We start from the raw sequence: 19,877 nt of genomic DNA, 5'->3' as shown, positions 1-19,877 counted from the left end.
CTGGATCGCTCGGTGCCCCCTCATCGTCGCGGGAGCGAGACGGCCGTCGGGCCCTAGCGGGTCAGGTAGCCCACCAGCCAGGAGCCGAGCTCGTTGGTGATCAGTGGGCCGCCCGGATTCGGGGCGCCGGCCTTGGCGGAGTCGAACGGGCCCTTTTCCGCGTCGAGACTCAGTTCGCTCTTGAATTCGCCGCTGACCATTCCCAGCTTCCTCGGTAACACCGGCCAATCGCCGACCTCGCTCAGCGCGTTGGTTTCCTCCGGGGTGGGCGCCGTTTCGTTGTACGAGAAGAGATACGCACTTCGGTGTTCCGTTGACTCGCGCTCCATCTTGGCGAGGGCGTAACGGGTTGCCAGGGCGCCCCTGCCCACACCGCCTGCAGCCAACACATCGCCGGCGTCGAGCTGCTCCACCAGGGCCCGCCGGATGCACTCCCGAACCGTTTGCGCCAGCTCGGTGAGGGGGGCATCGCCATGCCGGTAGCCGAGCAGGATCACATCATTACCCCGCTCCCGCAGCGCAGCGAGCAGCGAGCAGCGAGTAATCGGTGTGATCGAGGCCGGCTTCAAACGCGGCCCAGTCCGTCGGACCGAATCCTCCCGGGCTGGCCAGAATGACCGGCCGCCTGATGCGGCCGTCGCTCGCGAGCAGTACCCGTGCCTTTCCGGTGCTCAAATACCCTTGGTGGCGGCGGGCCAGCCTCCTGTGGCGCGGCTACTTGGCGTCTTCGAAGGTCCAGCCGTCGGCCTCATCGAAACCGGGCGAGAGGACGAGCTTGGGCGGGCTCAGCTTTGGGTCGTATCCCATCGTCAGCAGCTTGCTGGAATCCACGGTCACCGTGCGAACGCCTCCGCAGCCCCGTCAAGGCTCAGATACCGGTTGGAGTCGGCGTGGCGGAAGGTGCAGTTGCCCCCGGAAGCCACCTTCGCCTCAAACCTGAGGATGTGGTTCGGCTCGAATTCGAGGACGAGGCCCCCGTCTCCGGCAAGAGATGAACAGCGCGCCCCTGAGGCTCAGGTGATCGCATGCTCCGGCCGCGGATGCAGCCGCTACAGGCCGGAGCCTGCTCGCGAGGCCAGCAACGCGCCATGGGCCGGCCGGGGCCAGGACAAGAGCGGCTGTGACTGAGCACGCCAGTTGGCGCAAGTGAGCGTTGTAAGCGCCAGCGCCCTGGCGGGTTTGAATCGGGGCGTTCACCTGTGTGAGGGACACGGGTCCGGTCATCTCGCTCCGGTCTCGGACCGTGGTGGATCGGCGGTGACCTGGACTCTGCGGGATGCGGGATGTGACGGCGCGGTGGTGGGCTTGGCCGGATGGCGTGCATGGACACGAGCAATCGCTTGTCGACCTGCGGCACAGACCACTTGGCTTAAGGGCCCGAGCGATCCGGAGCTTTGCAGCACGCGAGCTACGGGCCGAGCAGAGGGGGGGCAGAGGCTGATGCGGTCAACTCGGCGGATAACGATGGTGGTGGCGGCGGTCGGGATGCTGATGGCGGGTACTACTTGCGCCGGGGGCCGCGGCAGCGGAACCGGCCGCCAGGGCACCCGCGGCCCGGCCGGCGGCGGATGTGACCGAGCCCCCGCACGAGATGTGCGCCCGGATTCCGGGCGGCAATGCCACCTTTGAGGTCCCCTACGGCGGCCTGTTCATCCACTGCCGACTCGGCACCACTACTGCGCCTGCGCGTCCGCCCCAGGAGAAGCAATGCGCCGCCGCCAACCCGCCGCTGATCTACGAGGAAGACCCGCGGGGAGCGCCGTTCGAGGGCGAGTGTGTCTGGCCCTGGGAGAGCTCCCGGCGGCCGCTGGATACGCCGGAGGCGGACATTGCCGTCACGCTGAGCGCGCCCCGGGGCATCGCCGTGGGCGGCCGGATCACCTACACCGTGACCGGGCGGCACAACGGCGGCGCCGCCACCCCGTGGGCGGAGCACTCCGTGGCGCTGCCGGCCAACGTCGCGTTCGTCTCCGGCAAGGGCTGCACCTTCCACGAACAGACGAGCACTCCGCTCGGCAAGCGCGCCCGCTGGGTGGCCTGCCGCACGGACCTGACCAGTGGCGCTGGTACCGCGACGTTCACCGTCCAGTACGCCCTCACCAGCGTCGGCAATGTCGTCCTCACCGCCGAGCGGTACCGCTACGAACGCTGGGACACCAGCGAAGCCAACAACACCTCCCGCAAGATCTGCACCGTCCTCACCGGCCTCATCCTGACCTGCTGACACCGCACAGCGACGAACCACTGGACTGAGCGGCCGACAGCCGGCAAAGGCATCGAGTCCCTACAACGGCTGGGTGCGTACGAAGAGGCAGAACGGGTGGCCCGCCGGGTCGTACAGGACGCGTACACCAGCCTGGGGCTGGAAGTCTGTCGCCGTCGCGCCCAGGGCAAGAGCCTGCTCGACAGCTGATGACAGATCGTTCACCTCGATGTCCAGATGCATCATCATCTGCTGCTCGGACTGTGTGGAAGGCCACCGCGGGCGGGTGAAGAGTGGCTCTGTCTGGAACGACAGCCCGGGACTGCCATCGGGTGGAGCGATCTCCACCCAGCCGGGCTCCTCCTTCCGTATCGGCCATCCGAGCAAGCCCTGATAGAACTGCGCCAACTCGTGGGCGTCCGGTGCATCAAGAGTGGTCGCGGCCAGCGTGAAACGCGGTTGCGGCTTCATGCGGTGCTGCTGCCCCGTTTCGCTGCTGCAAGTCCGGCCATCTCTCTCCCGGCCGTTCCTCGACACCTGCGAGGAGTCGGCATTCCTGTCAGGGTTTGGCGAATTCGTCGCAGACGTTCTCCAGCCCGAAACACTTGCGGGCATCGACGTGGTGCGGCTCGCAGGCCTCACAAATGTTACGAAAGCCACACAGGTGCGGGTAATGGCGTGAAGGCGTTGGGGTTACTCACCAGGCAGTGGATGCAGTGGACGGACCCGCAGCATTGAGAGAGTGGAGTAATTCCATGGCCCCCGTAGACGCCGAGACCGAGTCGCAGGCCCATACGCGGCACCCGACGCTGGTGCGTGCGGCCGAGCGGCGTAAGAATCCTCCGCTGCGGCCTGCTGACATCACGATCACCGACGAGGCGGCGGTGAAGCGGGCGGTCAAGGCCGCCTCTCTCGGTAATGCCATGGAATGGTTCGACTTCGGAATTTACAGCTATCTCGCCGTCACGATCGGTCACGTCTTCTTCCCGTCCGGGAGTGACACGGCGCAGCTGCTGTCGTCGTTCGCGACCTTCGCCGTGGCCTTCCTGGTGCGCCCGCTCGGCGGCATGGTCTTCGGGCCCATGGGCGACAAGGTCGGCCGCAAGAAGGTGCTGGCCGTCACCATGATCATGATGGCGATCGGCACCTTCGCCATCGGCCTGGTCCCCTCGTACGCCACCATCGGCTTCTGGGCGCCCGTCCTGCTGATCCTGTTCCGCCTCATCCAGGGCTTCTCCACCGGCGGCGAGTACGGTGGCGCGTCCACCTTCATCGCCGAGTACGCCCCCGACAAGCGCCGCGGCTTCTTCGGCAGCTTTCTCGAGTTCGGCACCCTGGCCGGGTATGTCGGCGCAGCGGGCCTGGTCACCGCACTGACGGCGACGCTGGGCAGCGACACCATGCAGGACTGGGGCTGGCGGGTACCGTTCCTGGTCGCCGGGCCCCTCGGCCTCGTCGGCCTGTACCTGCGACTGCGCCTGGACGAGAGCCCGGCTTTCCAGAAGCTCGCGGACTCCACGACCTACAAGGCCTCTGAAGGCGCCTCCGCTGTGGAGAGCAGCGCGAAGGGCGATCTGAAGCGGATCTTCTCGAAGCACCTCTCCCGGCTGATCGTGTGCATCTGCCTCGTCGGCGCGTACAACGTCGCCAACTACATGCTGCTGTCGTACATGCCGACCTACCTCTCCGACGAGATGCACTATTCGGAAAGCCACGGCCTGCTGCTGCTGATCGCCACCATGGTGGTGCTGATGCTGGTGATCAGCCAGGTCGGCCGGCTCTCCGACCGCTTCGGCCGCAAGCCGCTGCTCACCGCGGGCATGCTCGGCTTCCTGGCGCTGTCCGCCCCGGCGTTCCTGCTGGTGAAGCAAGGCAGCGTGGCCGCCGTCCTGGGCGGCATGCTGATGCTCGGCCTTTCGCTGGTGTGCCTGCTCGGCACGATGTCCTCCGCGCTGCCCGCGATCTTCCCCACGCAGGTGCGCTACGGCGGCCTGGCGGTCGGCTACAACCTCTCCGCCTCGCTCTTCGGCGGTACGACACCGCTCATCGTCACCGCACTGATCAGCGCCACCGGGACCGACATGCTGCCGGCGTATTACGCGATGGGCGCCGCACTGATCGGCCTGGTCACCATCGCCTTCATGAAGGAGACCGCGCAGCAGCCGCTGGAGGGCTCCCCGCCCTCCGTGGAGACCCCCCAGGAGGCCGCCGAACTCGTCGCAGCTCGGGCGTAGGACCCGAACACGGGTCGATCAGCTGGTGGCGGGCAGGACGGAATCGTCGGCGGGGCGCGAGCCCGGAAGGCGGTATTGGGCGGCGATGAGCGCGGCGTCGATGTCGCAGGTTCCGGTGGCGATGCACAGCGTGTAACGGACGTCTTCGAGCCGCCGCTGGGTCTCTGGGCTGCCGTCTCCAGCGTGCAACGTGGTGAGTGCCTCGTACTCGTCGAGCAGGCCGGTCAGGACGGCGGGGTGAGCCATCAGCATGGGTTGTTCCTCCCCTACGCAATCGGTGCAGACCGTAGGCGGGAAGCTGCGGCGTCACGCGCATCCGAGTGAGCGCGACAAGCTTTCCCGCGGTGTGCCTGTTCGCCCAAGCACGTAGTCCCGCGTGTGTCCCGCATCGCTGCGGCGCAAACACGATGGGCATGCCGCCGGGTGCTTCGCCCCGGCAAGGCAGAACGACTGGGCCGCCGCAGCGTGGCATCGACGCCACAGAGCGCCGAGTGCACCATGAGCAGGACCCCACCCGGCCGAAGCGCGCCGGGCGCCGCGTCACAGATCCGGTCGATGTGGAAGCCCCCGTCATGGCCGGCATTCCAGGCACGTGCCGCACCATGCCTGGGCAGCGAGGCGCCAGGGCCGGGGACGTAGGGCGGATTGCTGACGACGAGGTCGTAACGGTGTCCCCGCGCCCAGGCGCGCCGCCTGCAGGGCCAGCGCGCCACATCCGGCACCCAGGTCCAGTACCTCCGACCGGGAAACCATCTCCTCGCGGCCCAGCGCCTGAGACAGCAGCGCGGTGTCGTACTGAGGTGCGTGGACCCCCGGCGGCACCACAGGGTGCGAGGACAGCGCCGGCAGGAGTGGGAACGTGCGGGTTTCGGGCGGACGGCTGCATCCATCACTCCAGTCGGCAAGTGTCTTCCTTCTGAAGCGGGGTGCCCTGCAGCGAAGAGGTTTACCAGGGGTGCCGGCGGAGAACCGGAGGTCGAAGGCGTACGGGTCGGTCGGGTCCGTGGGGCGTCGGCTCCGACCCGGGTGACCACAGGCTCGTCGTCTCGCCCTCGCCTTCGCGGCGTTTCACGGCAGCGTCTATCCTCAACCCTGCTACGCCGTTGATCGGGGAAGAAACCGGGGAGTCGGACCAGTATGACGGGCACGAGCGGGGACGGACCCGGCGAGCGGGGCGACGTCGAAGTCGGGGGTATCAAGCCGCTCGCGGTGTCCGATCCGGCGCGCATCGGGCCGTATCTGCTGCTGGGGCGGCTCGGGTCCGGCGGCATGGGACGGGTCTTCCTCGCCCGGTCGGACAGCGGCCGGACCGTGGCCGTGAAGGTCGTACACGAAGAGCACGTCGCCGACGGGCACTTCAAGGAGCGCTTCCGGCGGGAGATCGAAGCGGCGCGAAGAGTGCCGGAGCGGTATACGACACCCGTGCTCGACGCGGGCCCCGATGACGAACCGCCGTGGGTCGCCACGGGATACGTCCCCGGCCTCTCGCTCGATCAGGTCGTACGCCGGCACGGTCCGCTGCCGACCGCTTCCGTACACGCCCTCGCCGAGGGCCTGTTGAGGGCGCTGGGAGACATTCACGGCGCCGGGATCGTGCACCGCGACCTGAAGCCGTCCAACGTGATGCTCACCGTGGACGGTGCGAAGGTCATCGACTTCGGGGTCGCGCGCGCCCTGGAGACGTCGGCCGAATCCTTCCTGACCAGTACGGGGATGGCCGTCGGCTCTCCCGGGTTCATGTCGCCCGAGCAGGTGCGCGGACAGCGCGCCGGGGCCAGGAGCGACGTGTTCACCCTCGGTGGCGTGCTGACGTATGCGGCGACCGCGCGGCTGCCGTTCGGGCAGGAGGCGAGCAATCAGCACGCGGTGATGTTCCAGATCGTTGAGGACGAGCCCGATCTGACCGGCATCGAGGACGCGGCGCTGCGGGAACTCATCGCCCGCTGTCTGGCCAAGGACGTCGAGGAGCGGCCGGATGTCGGCGAGCTGCTGGTCGGCTTTGGTGGAATGCCGTACCGCACATCCGGCGGCGACTGGCTGCCCGCCGGCGTCGTCTCGCACCTCGCGCGGCAGTCGGCGCGGCTGCTCGACGCCGAGGCGGTGCCGCTGCGGGAAGCGCCTGCCGACCCGGGGACCATCGGGCTGCGGGCGAGTCCGGTGGACTTGGCGACGGTGGGACTGCGGCGGCAGGAGGAGTTGGCCGGAGCGGCCGGCCACCTGTCGGCCTCGTCCGGCCCGTCCAATCCGTCCGACCCGTCCATCTCGTCTGTTGCGTCCGGCTCGGCCCTCGCCGGTGGGGAGTCCGCCGGGCAGCACGCGCCCCGTAGGCGTCGGCGCCGTGGCCTCGTCGCGCTGGCCATCGTCGCGGTCCTGGCGGCCGGTGGTGGCAGCGTCGCCCTGCTCCAGTCCTTCGGGAGCGACGGCTCGAACCACGCCACGGAGACGGCCGGCGGGGAGGGGGCCGGTGCTGACAGCGCCGGCCCGACGGGGCAGGGCGACGCTTCAGCCTCGAAGGAGGCCGAAGACAAGCGCGGCAAGGATACGGACCGCGAGCAGGGCAAGGGCGGGGCAGGTGAGCCGGACGCCACGGAGAGCGCAAGCCGCGGTGCCGGGGCGACAGGTGGTGCGGACGCCAGCAGTACACCGGGCGCGGGTGGCGACGGCGGCTCCGATTCCTCCGGCTCCGACAGCGAGGGCTCGTCGTCGGGCTCCGGTGACGAGCCGGGTGGCTCACCGCCGTCCGCGGTATCGGGCTTCACCTACAAGTACACAGCCGTCAGCGGATGTGTCGGTGTGTGCCCCGTGTCGCTCACTGTGCGCTGGTCGGCGGTCTCAGGAGCGACCAGCTACGACATCCACTACACGAACGACGGCGCCGCCTCCGGCAAGAAGGTCGACACGAGATACTCCACGGGGAGCACCAGTTACACGATCAAGGGCCCGGAGCCGACCGACAGGGTCTGCGTGACGGTGCGCGCGGTCAACCGCTACGGCGCTTCCGCCTGGGCGCCGACCAAATGCGAATCGGTGCCGTCCTGACGGGTGAGGCTCAGGATCCGTAGGGGTTCCGGTCGCCGGGCTGCTGCTGCTGAGGCGCGGGGTGCTGAGCGAACGGGTTTCCGGTGCTCTGCTGGGGCGCGGGCTGCTGTGCACCCTGCAGTTGGTACTGCTCGGCCTGCTCTTTGGTTATCTGGCTCGACGCCCCGCAGAACGTGCATTGCGTGAAGTGCTTCGTCGAGATGGGGACCAGTGGGATGAAGAACAGCGTGAACTTCGTGACCCGCTTGAGCAGGCTGTGTGCCGCCGGGTTCCCGCACATTCCGCACAGGAAGTTGATCATGGCGAGCTGGGCCACGGAGGTTCGGGTGCCAAAGATGAGCATTGTTCTGTCCGTTCCTTCGGTAATGACTGCCGGCCCAAGCGAACAGGTATCGCCGGCGGCTGGCCAGAGGCCCGGGGGCAACGTTACCGGTCCCGGATGAAGTGTTACCGATCAGCGCCGCGTCACCCGCGCACCGTGCGGCTCAGTAGGCGGTCGGCAGTGTCGGTGTCAGAAGGTGATCTCAATCCCGATTACGGTTCGGCTCCGGTCAGCTCGCATGCTGTGGCGGCCATGTACACCGCCTCGCCGGAGCCCGGCTCCTGCTGCGAGTTGAACACCACGATGCCGATCTGGGGCCGCACCCCGATGTTCCGGACCTGCGTCGCCTCGGGCGAGGAGATCCAGTAGAACGTCGAGTACCCATCGGCCACATAGAAGACGGGCGACACCCAGGGCTCGCCCTCCGAGTTCGCGGTCCCCAGCGTCATGAAGCGGTTGCCGTCGATGATTGCTCGCCCCGCGACCTCGAGGTCACCAGTGTCCATGGCGCAGACCGCACCTCTGATGTGCCGCCAAGCCGACTGGTCCGGCCGGCTGGGGGCCACCGGGTCGTGGGTTCACATCCCGCCGTTCCGACACGATGACCAGCGGCTCTACCCAAACGGGCAGAGCCGCTGACGTCGTTTTGGGGTCGGTGGTCGACGACGCCCTGGAAAGCCGCTTAAACGCCGTCGGAGCCTGCTCCGGGCAGCCTTCGCACGACGGTCAGCGTTACGTCACCGTTCCGGTAGGACACCCTGAAGATGTGGTGGCCCGCTTTCAGGGTCCGCCGTTCCGGCAGGGAATGGAAGTTGCCTCGGATCGAGTCGCCGCTCATGATCGTCAGTACGGTGCCCGGAGTGAGGGACGCGCGGACGTTCAGGGCGAGTTCGCCGTGCAGCACCAGGTCGCCTGCGGCCCGTAGGCTCGTGTAGTCGTGGTCGCCGGAGATGGTGATGGCAAGGCGACCCGCTCTGCCGATGGTCACGTCGCCGCCGGCCTTTAGGACGTTGCCGGGCGCGACCTCCGTGAGGGTGATGGACACCGCGGACGCCGCTTCCCGGGACGACAGGCCGGGCTGCAGCACACCGCGGTCGACGTCGATGCCGCCTGCCACGGAACCGGTGCCGCCGAGCGTGCCGCCCTTGACGTCGATCGAGCTTGCGTGGGAGCCGGTGATGGAAAGCTTGCCGCCTTCAACCGTCGTGCCGCCCTTGTACGTGTTGTCGCCCGTCATGATCAGCGTGCCGCGGCCTTGCTTGGTCAGAGAAGCCGTGTAGAGGTTGTTGTCGATGTTGTTCTGGATGTAGGCAGCGCGCGCGTCCATCCATTCCTTGCGCCACTTGACGGCGTCCTCGTGGGCTATCTTGTCGTACAACTCGGGGTGACCGTCGGTGATTTCTTGGATGTGCGGGTCAGCCAAGATGCCTTGAAGCATGAAGGCCTGTTCGCTGAGTGTGCCGTCCCGGTTCAGCACGTTGGGGCTGAATTCACCGGCGTAGGCGGTGCCTTGCTTCTTGTAGCCCGCCAGCCACTCCAGGTCTTCTCTTTCCCTTTCCTTGATCGCTATCTGGCTGATGTCGTTCGACCAGACGTCCAGGGGCGTCTTGTCCATGTTGTACGTCATGGGGCTCAGGAACTGGCCGGGGCCGTACATGCCCTTGGCCAGATCGGGTATCCCCCACCCCCAGCGTGCGTCCGGAAGACCGTCGGGAGCGGTCCAGGCGATGGATTCCCCGGAGGGGGAGGTTTGCCCGGTGCCGAGGAATCTATCGCCGTCGGACATCTTGTTGTTCGCCGTGGTGAGCATCAGCTCGCGCACCTGCTTGGCGTCCATGTTCGGATAGCGGGAGAGCAGGACCCCCATCACCGCTGTCGCCACGGGCGTTGCCGGTGACGTGCCGTTTGAGTTCGAATAGTTGGTGTCACCACCGCTGTTCGTGGTCCGAACGCTGTTTGAAGGGGTGGACACGGTCCACCATTTGGCGAGGCCCGCCTCGTTGTACCCGAACTGCTTGGTGTATTCCGGGTTGGCATCGGTGGGCGGCTGCACCCCGCCGACGGCTATCCACTGCTTCTCCGCCAAGGGATTGAAGAAGGGGTAGGCCGGGCGGTAGTAGGGATTACTCCAGTCGTTGTTGCCGGAAGACCTTACGTTGACGGTACCGCTTTCCTTTATGGCGTCCCAGATGGCCTCCATAAAGGATCGCCCTGGGTATTTCGGATTATACTGAATGCCGCCTTCTGAATAGCTCTTCTTGAAGAAGAAGTACTGGTACTCCAGGTCCTTCAGGTACTCGTTGGGGATAATGGTCGCCATTGCTGTGGGGCTGGCGCTGTCTTTGCCTCGCAGTTGGTAGGCGTTGGCGATGTTGCCGTTGACGCCAAGGTCGTTCCCCAGGCCGTCAAAGCGGGTTCTGTCGATGGTCTGGACGTACGAGCCCCAACTGCTGTTGATGACCTGGGCGCCTGCGTCGACCAGGGCCTTATTGGCTGTGTGCCAGAACACGTAGTCGTGGAAAGGACCGTGGGACTGGGTGTCGGAACCGCCGGTCTGGGCAACGTACATCTTCGAGCCGAAGGCGATGCCGTGCTGTTCTTTACCGTCACGTATGCCGGAGGTAACACCGAGCATGCCGGTACCGTGCCCGTAGTCGCTTTCTCTCGCCTGATCACCGGCCACCGTGAACCGCTGGCCCGCAGTAAACGGGTTCGCCGGTGTTGCCGCATTGCGATAGCCGAAGCCGGACGTGCCGTAGACACCCTCCGCTCTCACCGGGGCGATCCGACCGGTCTGAAATCCTTCGTGTGTGACCCTGTAGCCCGAATCCATCATGCCCAGCTTGACACCGCGCCCGCAGTAACCCAGGGCGTAGGCGGTGGACGCGTTTACTGCGGCGAGCTGCCATGGGGAATCGACGGCTGTGCCAGGATTAGCAGGGTTATGGCCGGTGTAGTAGCCGTATTCCGGTGTTTCCCAACTGGCTCTAGCGGCATCGAATTCCCCTGGTCTCGTGGCGACAAAGCCGGGGTCTCCCGGATACGAACACTGCGGGCAGCCTTGCGGGGACGCCGGCCCACTGCCCGTATAGTCAGAGGCCGATGTCGGGCCGGTCTTGGATGATGCCGAGGCGAACGCGGCCGGAAAAAGCGCAATGCCTGCCCCCGCAGCAAAGGTGCCGCCCAGTCGCTGCACGAACTGCCGCCGACTCGTCGGTCTCATGTTCATCTCCGGTTCCTTCCCGATGGGTCGATATCTGACAGACCGGGGCTGCCTGTTGCGTCCCGGTCCCATGCTCTACTCGCGCTGGTCATGACAAAACGAGGTGCCGTTCCGCCGCCTCTGCCAGGCGGCGGATGTCGACGGCTCCATTCGGATCAGCTGCACGGGTTCGCCCCGTCAGAACGGCGAACTGGAACTCTCCCACGCGTGGCCTCCGTCTATGATCGCCAAATTAGACTGCGGGAGAAGTGCCTCGTCAAGGGGGCAACGTCCGTCCACCAGAGGCGGTTTGAGCGACCGTCCAGATCGATGCACGTCACTGGAGCCGGCCCCGCCCTAGCTGCTTCGGTGCCATTGCCGGCGGGTCGGTTCGTCGGCGGGGAAGAAGGCTTCGACCCGGAGTTCCTGGGCGGTGACGTCTGTTGGGGTGCCGAGGGTGGAGATGACCGAGAAGAAGCTGAGCAGGGTGCCCGCCCATGCGAAGCGGACGTCCAGCACCGGGGCGGTGGGGGCGGACGGGGTCGGGGCTTCGGGAGCCGCCATGAGCGCCGCCACCTCGGGGCGGGTTCGCAGTCGGTCGACCAGTGCGGCGGTTTCGGTGTCGAGGATGCCTCCCACCGCTTCGCGGCGGGCTCGCTCCAGCAGGGCCGGGACGACCGAAGTCCAGTTGGCGACGTGATCGCGTACCGGGCCCGGCCCGATCATCAGCTGCAGAACGTTGGCCGGTGTCGGCATCGGGTCGGGTGCCAGCAGCCGGCCGAAGAGGCGCTGCGCGCCTTGGTTCGCCCGGAGGACGTCCCAGCGGCGGTCCATCACCACCGCGGGGAACGGCTCGTGCTGGGCGAGCATCGAGCTCAGCGCGGCCTCGACCCGGGCGAGTTCGGGGTCGTCGAGCGGGGCTCGGGCATAGAGCGGGGCGTAGCCCGCGGCGAGCAGGAGGCCGTTCCGGTCCCGTAGCGGGACGTCGAGGGCCCGGGCCAGCCGTATCACCATCTGGCGGCTGGGCTGGGCCCGCCCGGTCTCGACGAAGCTGACATAGCGAGGGGTGGTCATGGCCTCGGACGCCAGGTCGAGCTGGCTCATCCGCCGCGTCGCCCGCCACCAGCGCAGCAGGCCGCCGAACCCGCTCGGCGCATCCACCACCGCCGCGTGCTGCGTCATGTCGGCACTGTATGTCCGAGGGCTCGGGCCGGGCCCTTCCCTGGCAGGGAATCGTTTCGCTGTGCGGGCGGCCGGATGCTTGTCGGTGCCGGCAGTCCTGCCGGTCGTCGCCTGGAGGAATCCGCTATGAAGCTCCAGATTCACACCGCAGAATCGGCTCCCGAGGGCTCCAAGGCCCTCATGGAAGGCATCGCCGCCGATCTCGGCTTCGTTCCCAACCTCGCCGCCGCGGTCGCCGCGTCGCCCACCCTGCTCACCGCGTTCGACGCACTGCGCCGGGCGGTCGGCGCCGGCGGGCTGGAACCTGCCTACCGGGAGGTCGCCGGCCTGGCCACCGGGGTCGCGGCCGACAACGCCTACGGTGTCGCGTTCCACTCCACCGTGCTCAGCCGACTCGGCGTGGCCGACGCCGAGATCGAGCGGATGCGGTCGGGCCACACGCCGTCCGACCCGCACTACGCGGCCGTCTACCTGCTTGCTCAGGCGGTCGTCACCGAGCGGGGCAAGGTCGCCGACACCATCGTCGATCGGGCGACGGCGGCCGGACTCACTGCTGAGCAGATCCTGGAGGTCGTCACCGAGTGCGTGTTCGCCTCACTGGTCGGCATCGTCGACAACCTCGTCGGCCGGGTCGACCTCGATCCCTTCCTTCAGCCCCGGGCCTGGGCCGGGCGCTAATGCTGCAAATTGACCAGAGCCGTTCACCCCGGGGTAGGTTCGGCCGGATGAGACGCTTCGAGGGGTGCGGGGTGCTGGTCACCGGAGGCGCCCGGGGTATTGGTGCGGCTACTGCCGGGCGGCTGGCCCGCGAGGGTGGGCGGGTTCTGCTCGTTGATGTGGATGGGGCCGAGGCTGAGAAGACGGCGGCCGCGCTGCGGGATGCCGGGGCCGAAGTCTGGGGGTGGGAAGGGGATGTGGCTTCCCGCGCCTCGGTGGAAGCCGCGGTGGCGCAGACCGTGGAGCGCTTCACGCGCTTCGACGTCCTGGTCAACAGTGCCGCCTCGTGCAGTGCCGATACGCCGCACTTCGAGGAGGAGCCCGACGAGAACTGGGAGCGCGATCTCGATGTCACCCTCAGCGGCGCCTTCCGATGCGCCCGCGCGGCCATGCCTCATCTCGCCGCCTCGGGCCGCGGAGCCATCGTGAACATCGGCTCGGTCAATGGTGAGATCTCCTTCGGCAACCACGCGTACAGCGCCGCCAAGGCAGGCCTCGCCTCACTCACCCGCACCCTCGCCGACCACGCCGCCCCGCGCGGCGTCCGCGTCAACCTCATCGCCCCCGGCACCGTGCGTACTTCTGCCTGGACCGGCCGAGAAGAACAACTTGCCGACATGGCCCCCCACTATCCGCTGGGCCGTGTCGGTGAACCCGAGGACATCGCCGCGGCAGTGGCCTTCCTCGCCTCGCAGGACGCGTCGTGGATTACCGGGACGACGCTGCGGGTCGATGGCGGGATCCTCGCCACAAACTCGCTGTTCCGCGAACGGCCATAGTCCGACAGTGCCTACGTGTGGGTGACCTGGTCAGCGAGGAATGCCGGCCAGGTCGGCCATCAGGGCCATGTGGTGGTTGAAGTACTCGAGGCGTGCCTCGATCGTGTCGTTCAGGCGGCCGAAGACCTCGAAGCTGATCAGGCCGAACAGCTGGGTCCAGCCGGCGAAGACGCGGTCGAGTCGTTCCGCCGGCAAGTCGCCTGCGTACTGGTCGATCAGGCGGCGCAGGTCCGACCGGACGGGCTCGGGGAGCGGCGTCTGCGTCGGTTCCAAGCGCTCTCCGCCGTCGGTCACGATCCCGACGAGCAGCAGCACCACCGCCGTGGCCGGCCCCGTGGTCGCGCGCGGCGCGGCGTAACCGGGAACCGGATTGCCGTACAGCAGCCCGTATTCGGCGGGATGCGCGAGCGCCCATGTGCGCGTGGCACGGCAGGTCGCCAGCCACCGGCCGCGCAGGTCCTCGCGTGGCACGGCCGACTCGGCTTCGGTCGCCGCCGCGCCCAGTGCCTCGTACGCGTCCGTGATCAATGCCGTGAGCAGGGCATCACGGCTCGGGAAGTACCGGTACAGAGCCGAAGCGACGATGTCCATGTCTCTGGCGACGGCCCGCAGAGACAGGTTCGGCCCGTGCGCGGCGAGGTGCCGCCTGGCGACTTCCTTGATCTCGCGGATCATCTCCGAGCGGACCTGGGCACGCAGCGATGATGCAGACATAGCAGCAGTGTGGCACAGGTTCGAGAACACCCGACTAATAAGAGAACAGTGTTCTTGACGCCGTAACTGCGCGCTCTGTACGGTGTGTTGCACGAGAACAGTGTTCTCGCCCTGGATGAGGAGAGTGTCACTCATGTCCCTTCACATCATCGTCGGAGCCGGCCCGGTCGGCTCGGCCACCGCACAGTTACTCGCCGGCAGAGGCGAGCAGGTCCGCCTGCTCACGCGCAGCGGCGGCGGTCCGGAACTGCCAGGCATCGACCGCGTCGCGGCAGACGCCACCGACCCGGACGTTCTCGCCCGGCACGCCGAAGGCGCCGTCGCGCTCTACAGCTGCGGAGGCCCGGCCTATCACCGCTGGTCCACCGATTGGCCGCCACTCGGCGCGGCGCTGATACGTGCCGCCGAGGCCACCGGCACGGTGCTGGTCACCACCGGCAATCTGTACGGCTACGGTCAGGTCGATGGCCCGATGACCGAGCAACTGCCCATGCGCCCCAACTCCGTCAAGGGCGAGGTCAGGGCCAAGCTGTGGGCCGACGCGCTGGCCGCGCACGAGGCCAAGCGCATCCGCACGGCCGAGGTCCGCGGGTCCGACTACCTGGGCGCGGACACCAGCACGCCGTTCACCGTGATGGTGCTGCCCAAGGTGCTCGCCGGCCGACGCGCTTCCGTGCCCGCCGACCTGGACGCGGCGCACAGCTGGACCTACGTCGGCGACGTAGCCCGCACGCTGGTCGCCGTCGCCGCCGACGAAAGCGCGTGGGGCCGGCCCTGGCACGTACCCACGGCCCCTCCCCTGTCCATCCGCGCGCTCGCCGCCCGGGCCGCCGAACTGGCGGGTGCCCCAGGCGCCAAGGTGGCGGCCATGCCCGGCTTCGCGCTCAGGATCGCCGGTGCCTTCAACCCGGCCGCGCGGGAGATGCTGGAGGTTCAGTACCAGCTGCGGCAGCCATTCGTACTCGACTCCTCCGCCGCCACGGCCGCCTTCGGGATCGACCCGACACCGTCCGACGAGGCGCTGCGCGAGACCATCGACGCTCTGCGCGCGAAAGCTGCGCGCTAGGCGGGCGTTGACAATGGCGTGCATGCCGAGGTGGATTATTCAGGCGGAAGCCGTTGCCGGCCGGGAGATGGACGGCCTCATGTGGCAGTACTTCTCCGAGATGGCCCTCCGGGTGATGGGCCGGCCGGCCACGGAGGCCGAGCTGCGGTGGGCCATCGCCCGGGACCCGCACGATGATCTCGCCCCGCCGGGCGGCGTGTTCCTCGTCGCCCGCGGGACGGAAGGCGAATTCCTGGGCTGTGTTGGGGCGCGGCTGCTGGCCGCGACGCCGGGAACGGCGGAGCTCAAGCGGATGTTCGTACCCCCCGCAGGACGCGGTGCGGGGCTCGGCCGCGGCCTGCTGGCAGCGGCCGAGGCCGCGGCGCGCGACCTCGGAGCCACCAGATTGGTATGCGAGACCAACTCACAGCTCACCGAGGCTCGTTCCCTCTACGGCAGGTATGGATTTGCCGAGATACCGCCGTACGAGGGCCACGGCAGAGCAGACCACTGGTTCGCCAAGGAGCTCGGTGAGTAGCCGTCACATGTGCTGTCCAGGCGCCCTCCGCACGCCACCGCGCCAGACGCCGGCGATCGAGCTGGTCGCGGTGATGTCCGTAGTGGGGTCGCCGTGTACGAGGAGCAGGTCGGCGCGCAGGCCGGGGGCGATACGGCCGCGGTCGGTCAGGCCGAAGCGGCGGGCCGGGGCGCTGGTGGCCGCGGCGAGGGCTTCCTCGTTGCCGAAACCGGCGTCGGTCAGCAGCACGAGTTCGCGGTGCATGGCGGAGCCGTGCGCGGGGGTGGCCGGGGTGGCGTCCGTGCCGGCGAGCACACATGCGCCGGCGCGGCGCAGGGTCCTCGCCGCCCGGACGGCGTTCTCGGCGCCGAGGTCGACCGCCTCGAAGTAGGCCAGCGTGCTAGCCACAAAAACGCCCTGGGCGGCGATCCTCCTGGCCATGCGCTCGGCCTGCGGGCCGGTGTCGCAGAAGACGTGTGCCAGGCCGTCGATCCCCGCGTCCAGGGCGACTTCGATGTCCTGCAGGGTGATCGCGTGCGCGATGGTGCGCAGCCCGGCGGCCTTGCCCGCGTGGACCAGTGCGGCGACCGTGTCGGGCGAGAGCTTGGGCATGGGCGTCCCGGCCTGGACGCCGCCGTCGATGACGATCTTCAGGTAGTCGGAGCCCGCGGCCACCCGGTCGGCGACGAACCCCGCGGCCTCGCCGGGGTGGGCCACGGTGTCGAACTCGACCCCGGGCACCAGGTGACTGGGGTGCCCGCCGGGGGCGGTGGCGAGGACGCCCGCGCTGCGGAGGTCGGCGACGTCGTCCCGCTCGGCGGCCAGCTTTCGTTGTGCGGTCAGGGTCTCCGGCAGGCAGAACATGTCGAGTTCGGTGGTGACGCCGAAGCGCAGCGCCTGCGCGAGGCTCCCCTCATCGACGTGCGTGTGCCCGTCGATGAGGCCGGGCAGCAGGGTCTTCCCCGATCCGTCCACCACGACCTCGGCGTGGCCGCCGTGCAGCCCGCCGTGCAGCCCGGCGTGCAGCCCGGCGATGCGGTCGCCGTCGATCAGTACGCTGGCGCGTGGCGTGGTCCGCTCGCCGTCGAACAGGCGGACGTTGCGGATCACCGTGCGTCCGCGGCCCTTCTGGTGGTGCCGTCGGCCGTCGGCCGTGGCGGTCGGTCCCATCGCCGCCGCACCAAGTGCACCTGCCGCGGCCAAGCTGAAGTCACGCCGGGAAATCATTCCGTTCCCCTCTCTCCGGGGTTCTCGGTCGCTCTCGCGATCGTTGATGACGCGAACCAAGAGGGGAGTTGGGCCCGCGGGTGTGACATCGGGTGACGTGCATCACAGTTCCGCGCCGGGATGTCACACTCGGGCGGCCTCGTGCGCTCTCAGGTGTGATGAGCGATTCCACGGAGACCTTCCTCGACCACCGGGAGCTGCTGTTCTCGGTGATCTACAGCATGCTGGGCAGCGTCGCCGACACCGAAGAGGTGCTGCAGGAGACGTGGTTGTCGTGGGAGTCGAGACCGGGCGGTCCGGTCGAGAGTCCGCGCGCCTATCTCGTACGGATCGCGGCCAACCAGGCGCTCGCCCGCCGCGCCGCGATCAACCGGCGCAAGGAGACCTATGCCGGGCAGTGGTTGCCGGAGCTGCTCGTCGAGGAGAACAGCGACCCGGCCGTTCGCACCGAGTCGTATTCGATGGCGATGCTGGTGGTGCTGGAGACGCTGACACCGCTGGAACGGGCGGTCTTCGTCCTGCACGAGGTGTTCGGCTACGCGCACACCGAGATCGCCGAGATCCTCGACCGCCGCCCGGCCGCGATCCGCCAGCTGGCCCATCGGGCGCGCGAGCACGTGCACGCCAGGCGGCCGCGCTACCGGGCCGACCCGAAGGTGTGCAGGGAGGTGACGCAGCGGTTCCTGGACGCCGCGGTCGGCGGGGATCTCGAGGCGCTGCTACGGATCCTTGCGCCGGACGTGACCCTGTGGACGGACGGCGGCGGCAAAGGCCCGGCGTGGAGTCCGCATCCGGTGCACGGTCGCGAGCGGATCGCGAAGCTGTTCGCCGCGATCCACGGCCATCTGCCGGGGCGACTGGACATCCGTCACCGCCGCGCGGGCGGCGACTCCGCGGCCGTCCTGTTCCTCGACGACTCGCCACTCGCGGTCTTCGTCCTCGACCTCACGCCGGACGGCGGCCAGGTGAGCGAGATCTACTCGATCACCAACCCGGACAAGCTGCCACGGGCCGGCTGAGGCCATCGATCGCTGGTGGCAAGAAGGTGGATTGCAACAATGGTGGACGCCGCGCATTCTGCGAGGACGACACCTTCCGTAAAGCCGTCGTCGCCGGCCGCATAAGGTGCTCGGCCTCCAGCTGAATGATGGCCGTGCGGAGGTGCTGCGGCCCAACCCGCCGAGGCTTCCGGAGTCGTGGGCCGCCTCCGCGCCGTAGTGCCGGCCACCTAAGGCTTTCGGGTCCTTGCAGCCCGTACCGGCAAGGTCCTGAAAATCTTCGGTCTCCGTGGCTCCGAGATCTCCTGCCCGCCCGAGATCGCCCTGGGATGCCCGGAGATTGCGCAGGCCGTGAGCGAGCGCGCCCTGGCCGCCGAGCTCCGGCCCATGGTGGACAAGGACCTCTGAGCCCGGCGGCCATCGTACGGCTACTGGACGTAGTAGCCGTCCGCGTTGAGGAGCAGTGCGCCGTTCATCGGGTAGCGGGGGCCGCTGTCCCACCAGTGCCAGACCACCCGGTGGGAGCCGTCGGGGACGGTGAAGACGTCCATGCCGCCCGGACCGGTGTGGTTGCCCGGGAGTCCTCGGTACGGGCCGAGGCCGCCGGAGCCGGTGTAGCCGAAGTACGGGCGGTCGGTGCCGCGGAGGGGGCGGCAGCGGGATGACGGGAGCGGCGTACTGCCGCATTCGGCGATGCCGGTGGAGTAGCGGGCGCTGTCCCAGTTGTTGCCGGACCACATCAGGTACCAGGTGCCGTTGGCCCGTCGCCACATCGACGGGTTCTCGACGACGTGCGTGCCGCCGCTGGTTCCCCTGGTGTCCCAGGTGATGTCGGTGCTCAGGAACACGCTGCGGCGGGTGTCCCAGATGGCCCGGCCCTCGCTGTCGGTGCGGACGGTCGAGATGCCGGTCTCGGCGCCGCTCGCGATGGCGTCGTCCCGGTAGGTGACGTACAGGTTTCCGCCGCTGATGAAGGGGTTGGCGTCGAGGGCCCACCGGCCGGCGGGCGGGCAGGCCCAGCCGCCTGCGCTACGGAACGGGCCGTACGCGGAGGACGAGATCGCCCGGCCGATGCACTTCTGCCCGGAGCCCGCGCGGGACGCGGTGTAGAACATGAAGTAGCGGTCGCCGAGGCGGGTGACGCCGGGTGCCCAGATGGCGCCGCCCGGCTCGGCCCAGCTGCCGGGGCCGCCGGGCATCGCGTCGCCGGAGGCGCAGTTGGTGAAGCCGACGGAGTTGCCCGAGCCGTGCTTCAGGACCGGGACGTAGAGCTTTCCTGTCGGCGCGCCGGCGCAGCGCGCACCGCGGCCGGCGGCGACGGTGGTGCCGTAGGTGGCGAAGCCGCCGGTCCCCGTATGGACGGTGTCGGGGTCCGCCAGGGGGAAGGTCGAGGAGTGCATCGGCGTGACGCCGTCGTCGGCCGACGGCGTCGATGCCGTCTCGACCGCCGGCGCGGCGGCACCGCTGGTCACGAGCGAGCCGATCACCGCGACTGCGACTGCGGCGGCGAGCGCGGCGCGGCGCCCCAGGGAGGTTCGGCGTCTTATACGTCGTGGTCGTGGGCCCACGGGTCCTCCTCGAGAATGTCCGCGGCATTCGGCGCCACGGATCATCATTACAACGATGTATTCCCGCACACCCTAGAATGTTGTCAAGGTCATGGCAATGACGGAGACGGAGCATGAGCCCCGCCCGTCA

At 68.6% G+C, this 19,877-nt stretch carries 19 protein-coding genes; 8 read left to right on the top strand and 11 right to left on the bottom strand.

Annotation, left to right across the window (positions count from 1 at the left end; genetic code table 11):
• Positions 1-53: 53 nt before the first annotated feature.
• Both G5C51_RS01155 and G5C51_RS43630 read right to left on the bottom strand, forming a co-directional pair.
• Entirely contained in the window at positions 54-569 is a 516-nt protein-coding gene (locus G5C51_RS01155) for a hypothetical protein (protein ID WP_165229999.1), read from the bottom strand.
• 145 nt (positions 570-714) lie between these two features.
• Positions 715-837: a hypothetical protein gene (locus G5C51_RS43630; protein WP_276617572.1), complete on the bottom strand. Its 123-nt coding sequence runs from the start codon at positions 835-837 to the stop codon at positions 715-717.
• 733 nt (positions 838-1,570) lie between these two features.
• On the opposite strand from G5C51_RS43630, the gene G5C51_RS01150 reads away from it, so the two are divergent.
• Positions 1,571-2,224 (top strand): DUF11 domain-containing protein, encoded by a 654-nt coding sequence (locus G5C51_RS01150; RefSeq protein ID WP_165229997.1) that lies wholly within the window; start codon positions 1,571-1,573, stop codon positions 2,222-2,224.
• Positions 2,225-2,284: 60 nt separating this feature from the next.
• Here G5C51_RS01150 and G5C51_RS01145 read toward each other — a convergent pair whose 3' ends face one another.
• Complete coding sequence (locus G5C51_RS01145) at positions 2,285-2,674, bottom strand: VOC family protein (protein WP_165229994.1); 390 nt, start codon at positions 2,672-2,674, stop codon at positions 2,285-2,287.
• A 284-nt stretch (positions 2,675-2,958) separates the two neighbouring features.
• Between G5C51_RS01145 and proP the strand changes: the two genes are divergently transcribed.
• Positions 2,959-4,437 carry a glycine betaine/L-proline transporter ProP gene (proP, locus tag G5C51_RS01140; RefSeq protein WP_165229991.1) on the top strand — a complete coding sequence of 493 codons (1,479 nt, stop codon included), beginning with the start codon at positions 2,959-2,961 and terminating at the stop codon, positions 4,435-4,437.
• Positions 4,438-4,455: 18 nt separating this feature from the next.
• Here proP and G5C51_RS01135 read toward each other — a convergent pair whose 3' ends face one another.
• The gene (locus G5C51_RS01135; protein WP_165229988.1) at positions 4,456-4,689 is read right to left on the bottom strand and encodes a DUF5133 domain-containing protein; all 234 of its coding nucleotides are present in this window, start codon (positions 4,687-4,689) and stop codon (positions 4,456-4,458) included.
• An 885-nt stretch (positions 4,690-5,574) separates the two neighbouring features.
• Here G5C51_RS01135 and G5C51_RS01130 point away from each other — a divergent pair.
• The gene (locus G5C51_RS01130; protein ID WP_165229985.1) at positions 5,575-7,476 is read left to right on the top strand and encodes a protein kinase domain-containing protein; all 1,902 of its coding nucleotides are present in this window, start codon (positions 5,575-5,577) and stop codon (positions 7,474-7,476) included.
• A 10-nt stretch (positions 7,477-7,486) separates the two neighbouring features.
• Here the strand turns inward: G5C51_RS01130 and G5C51_RS01125 are convergent, their stop codons facing one another.
• The 4 genes from G5C51_RS01125 to G5C51_RS01110 all read right to left on the bottom strand — a co-directional run bounded on the left by G5C51_RS01125 (position 7,487) and on the right by G5C51_RS01110 (position 12,182).
• Entirely contained in the window at positions 7,487-7,819 is a 333-nt protein-coding gene (locus G5C51_RS01125) for a zinc-ribbon domain-containing protein (RefSeq protein WP_165229981.1), read from the bottom strand.
• 191 nt (positions 7,820-8,010) lie between these two features.
• Complete coding sequence (locus tag G5C51_RS01120; RefSeq protein ID WP_165229978.1) at positions 8,011-8,304, bottom strand: pyridoxamine 5'-phosphate oxidase family protein; 294 nt, start codon at positions 8,302-8,304, stop codon at positions 8,011-8,013.
• Between the two features lie 176 nt (positions 8,305-8,480).
• Positions 8,481-11,027, bottom strand: coding sequence for a S8 family serine peptidase (locus G5C51_RS01115; protein ID WP_165229975.1), 2,547 nt, complete (start codon positions 11,025-11,027; stop codon positions 8,481-8,483).
• Between the two features lie 330 nt (positions 11,028-11,357).
• Positions 11,358-12,182 carry an MmyB family transcriptional regulator gene (locus G5C51_RS01110; RefSeq protein ID WP_165229972.1) on the bottom strand — a complete coding sequence of 275 codons (825 nt, stop codon included), beginning with the start codon at positions 12,180-12,182 and terminating at the stop codon, positions 11,358-11,360.
• 126 nt (positions 12,183-12,308) lie between these two features.
• Between G5C51_RS01110 and G5C51_RS01105 the strand changes: the two genes are divergently transcribed.
• Together G5C51_RS01105 and G5C51_RS01100 are read left to right on the top strand one after the other, a co-directional pair.
• Positions 12,309-12,860: a carboxymuconolactone decarboxylase family protein gene (locus tag G5C51_RS01105; RefSeq protein ID WP_165229968.1), complete on the top strand. Its 552-nt coding sequence runs from the start codon at positions 12,309-12,311 to the stop codon at positions 12,858-12,860.
• Positions 12,861-12,907: 47 nt separating this feature from the next.
• Positions 12,908-13,678, top strand: coding sequence for an SDR family NAD(P)-dependent oxidoreductase (locus tag G5C51_RS01100; RefSeq protein WP_165229965.1), 771 nt, complete (start codon positions 12,908-12,910; stop codon positions 13,676-13,678).
• A 30-nt stretch (positions 13,679-13,708) separates the two neighbouring features.
• Here the strand turns inward: G5C51_RS01100 and G5C51_RS01095 are convergent, their stop codons facing one another.
• A complete protein-coding gene (locus G5C51_RS01095) occupies positions 13,709-14,353 on the bottom strand; it encodes a TetR/AcrR family transcriptional regulator (RefSeq protein ID WP_240929294.1) in 645 nt (214 codons plus the stop codon).
• Positions 14,354-14,525: 172 nt separating this feature from the next.
• Here G5C51_RS01095 and G5C51_RS01090 point away from each other — a divergent pair, with 172 nt between their 5' ends.
• Both G5C51_RS01090 and G5C51_RS01085 read left to right on the top strand, forming a co-directional pair.
• Complete coding sequence (locus G5C51_RS01090) at positions 14,526-15,458, top strand: NAD-dependent epimerase/dehydratase family protein (RefSeq protein ID WP_165229962.1); 933 nt, start codon at positions 14,526-14,528, stop codon at positions 15,456-15,458.
• A gap of 22 nt (positions 15,459-15,480) precedes the next feature.
• Complete coding sequence (locus G5C51_RS01085; protein ID WP_165229959.1) at positions 15,481-15,975, top strand: GNAT family N-acetyltransferase; 495 nt, start codon at positions 15,481-15,483, stop codon at positions 15,973-15,975.
• A gap of 3 nt (positions 15,976-15,978) precedes the next feature.
• Here the strand turns inward: G5C51_RS01085 and G5C51_RS01080 are convergent, their stop codons facing one another.
• Complete coding sequence (locus G5C51_RS01080; RefSeq protein WP_165229956.1) at positions 15,979-17,124, bottom strand: amidohydrolase family protein; 1,146 nt, start codon at positions 17,122-17,124, stop codon at positions 15,979-15,981.
• A 215-nt stretch (positions 17,125-17,339) separates the two neighbouring features.
• On the opposite strand from G5C51_RS01080, the gene G5C51_RS01075 reads away from it, so the two are divergent.
• Positions 17,340-18,200, top strand: a complete 861-nt coding sequence (locus G5C51_RS01075; protein WP_165229953.1) for a sigma-70 family RNA polymerase sigma factor — start codon at positions 17,340-17,342, stop codon at positions 18,198-18,200.
• Between the two features lie 407 nt (positions 18,201-18,607).
• Here the strand turns inward: G5C51_RS01075 and G5C51_RS01070 are convergent, their stop codons facing one another.
• Complete coding sequence (locus G5C51_RS01070; RefSeq protein ID WP_338117968.1) at positions 18,608-19,747, bottom strand: family 43 glycosylhydrolase; 1,140 nt, start codon at positions 19,745-19,747, stop codon at positions 18,608-18,610.
• Positions 19,748-19,877 lie beyond the last annotated feature (130 nt).

It is taken from the genome of Streptomyces coryli (genome assembly GCF_011044975.1).
Taxonomy (GTDB): domain Bacteria; phylum Actinomycetota; class Actinomycetes; order Streptomycetales; family Streptomycetaceae; genus Streptomyces; species Streptomyces coryli.
This window is presented reverse-complemented; position numbering and strand designations above follow the sequence as displayed.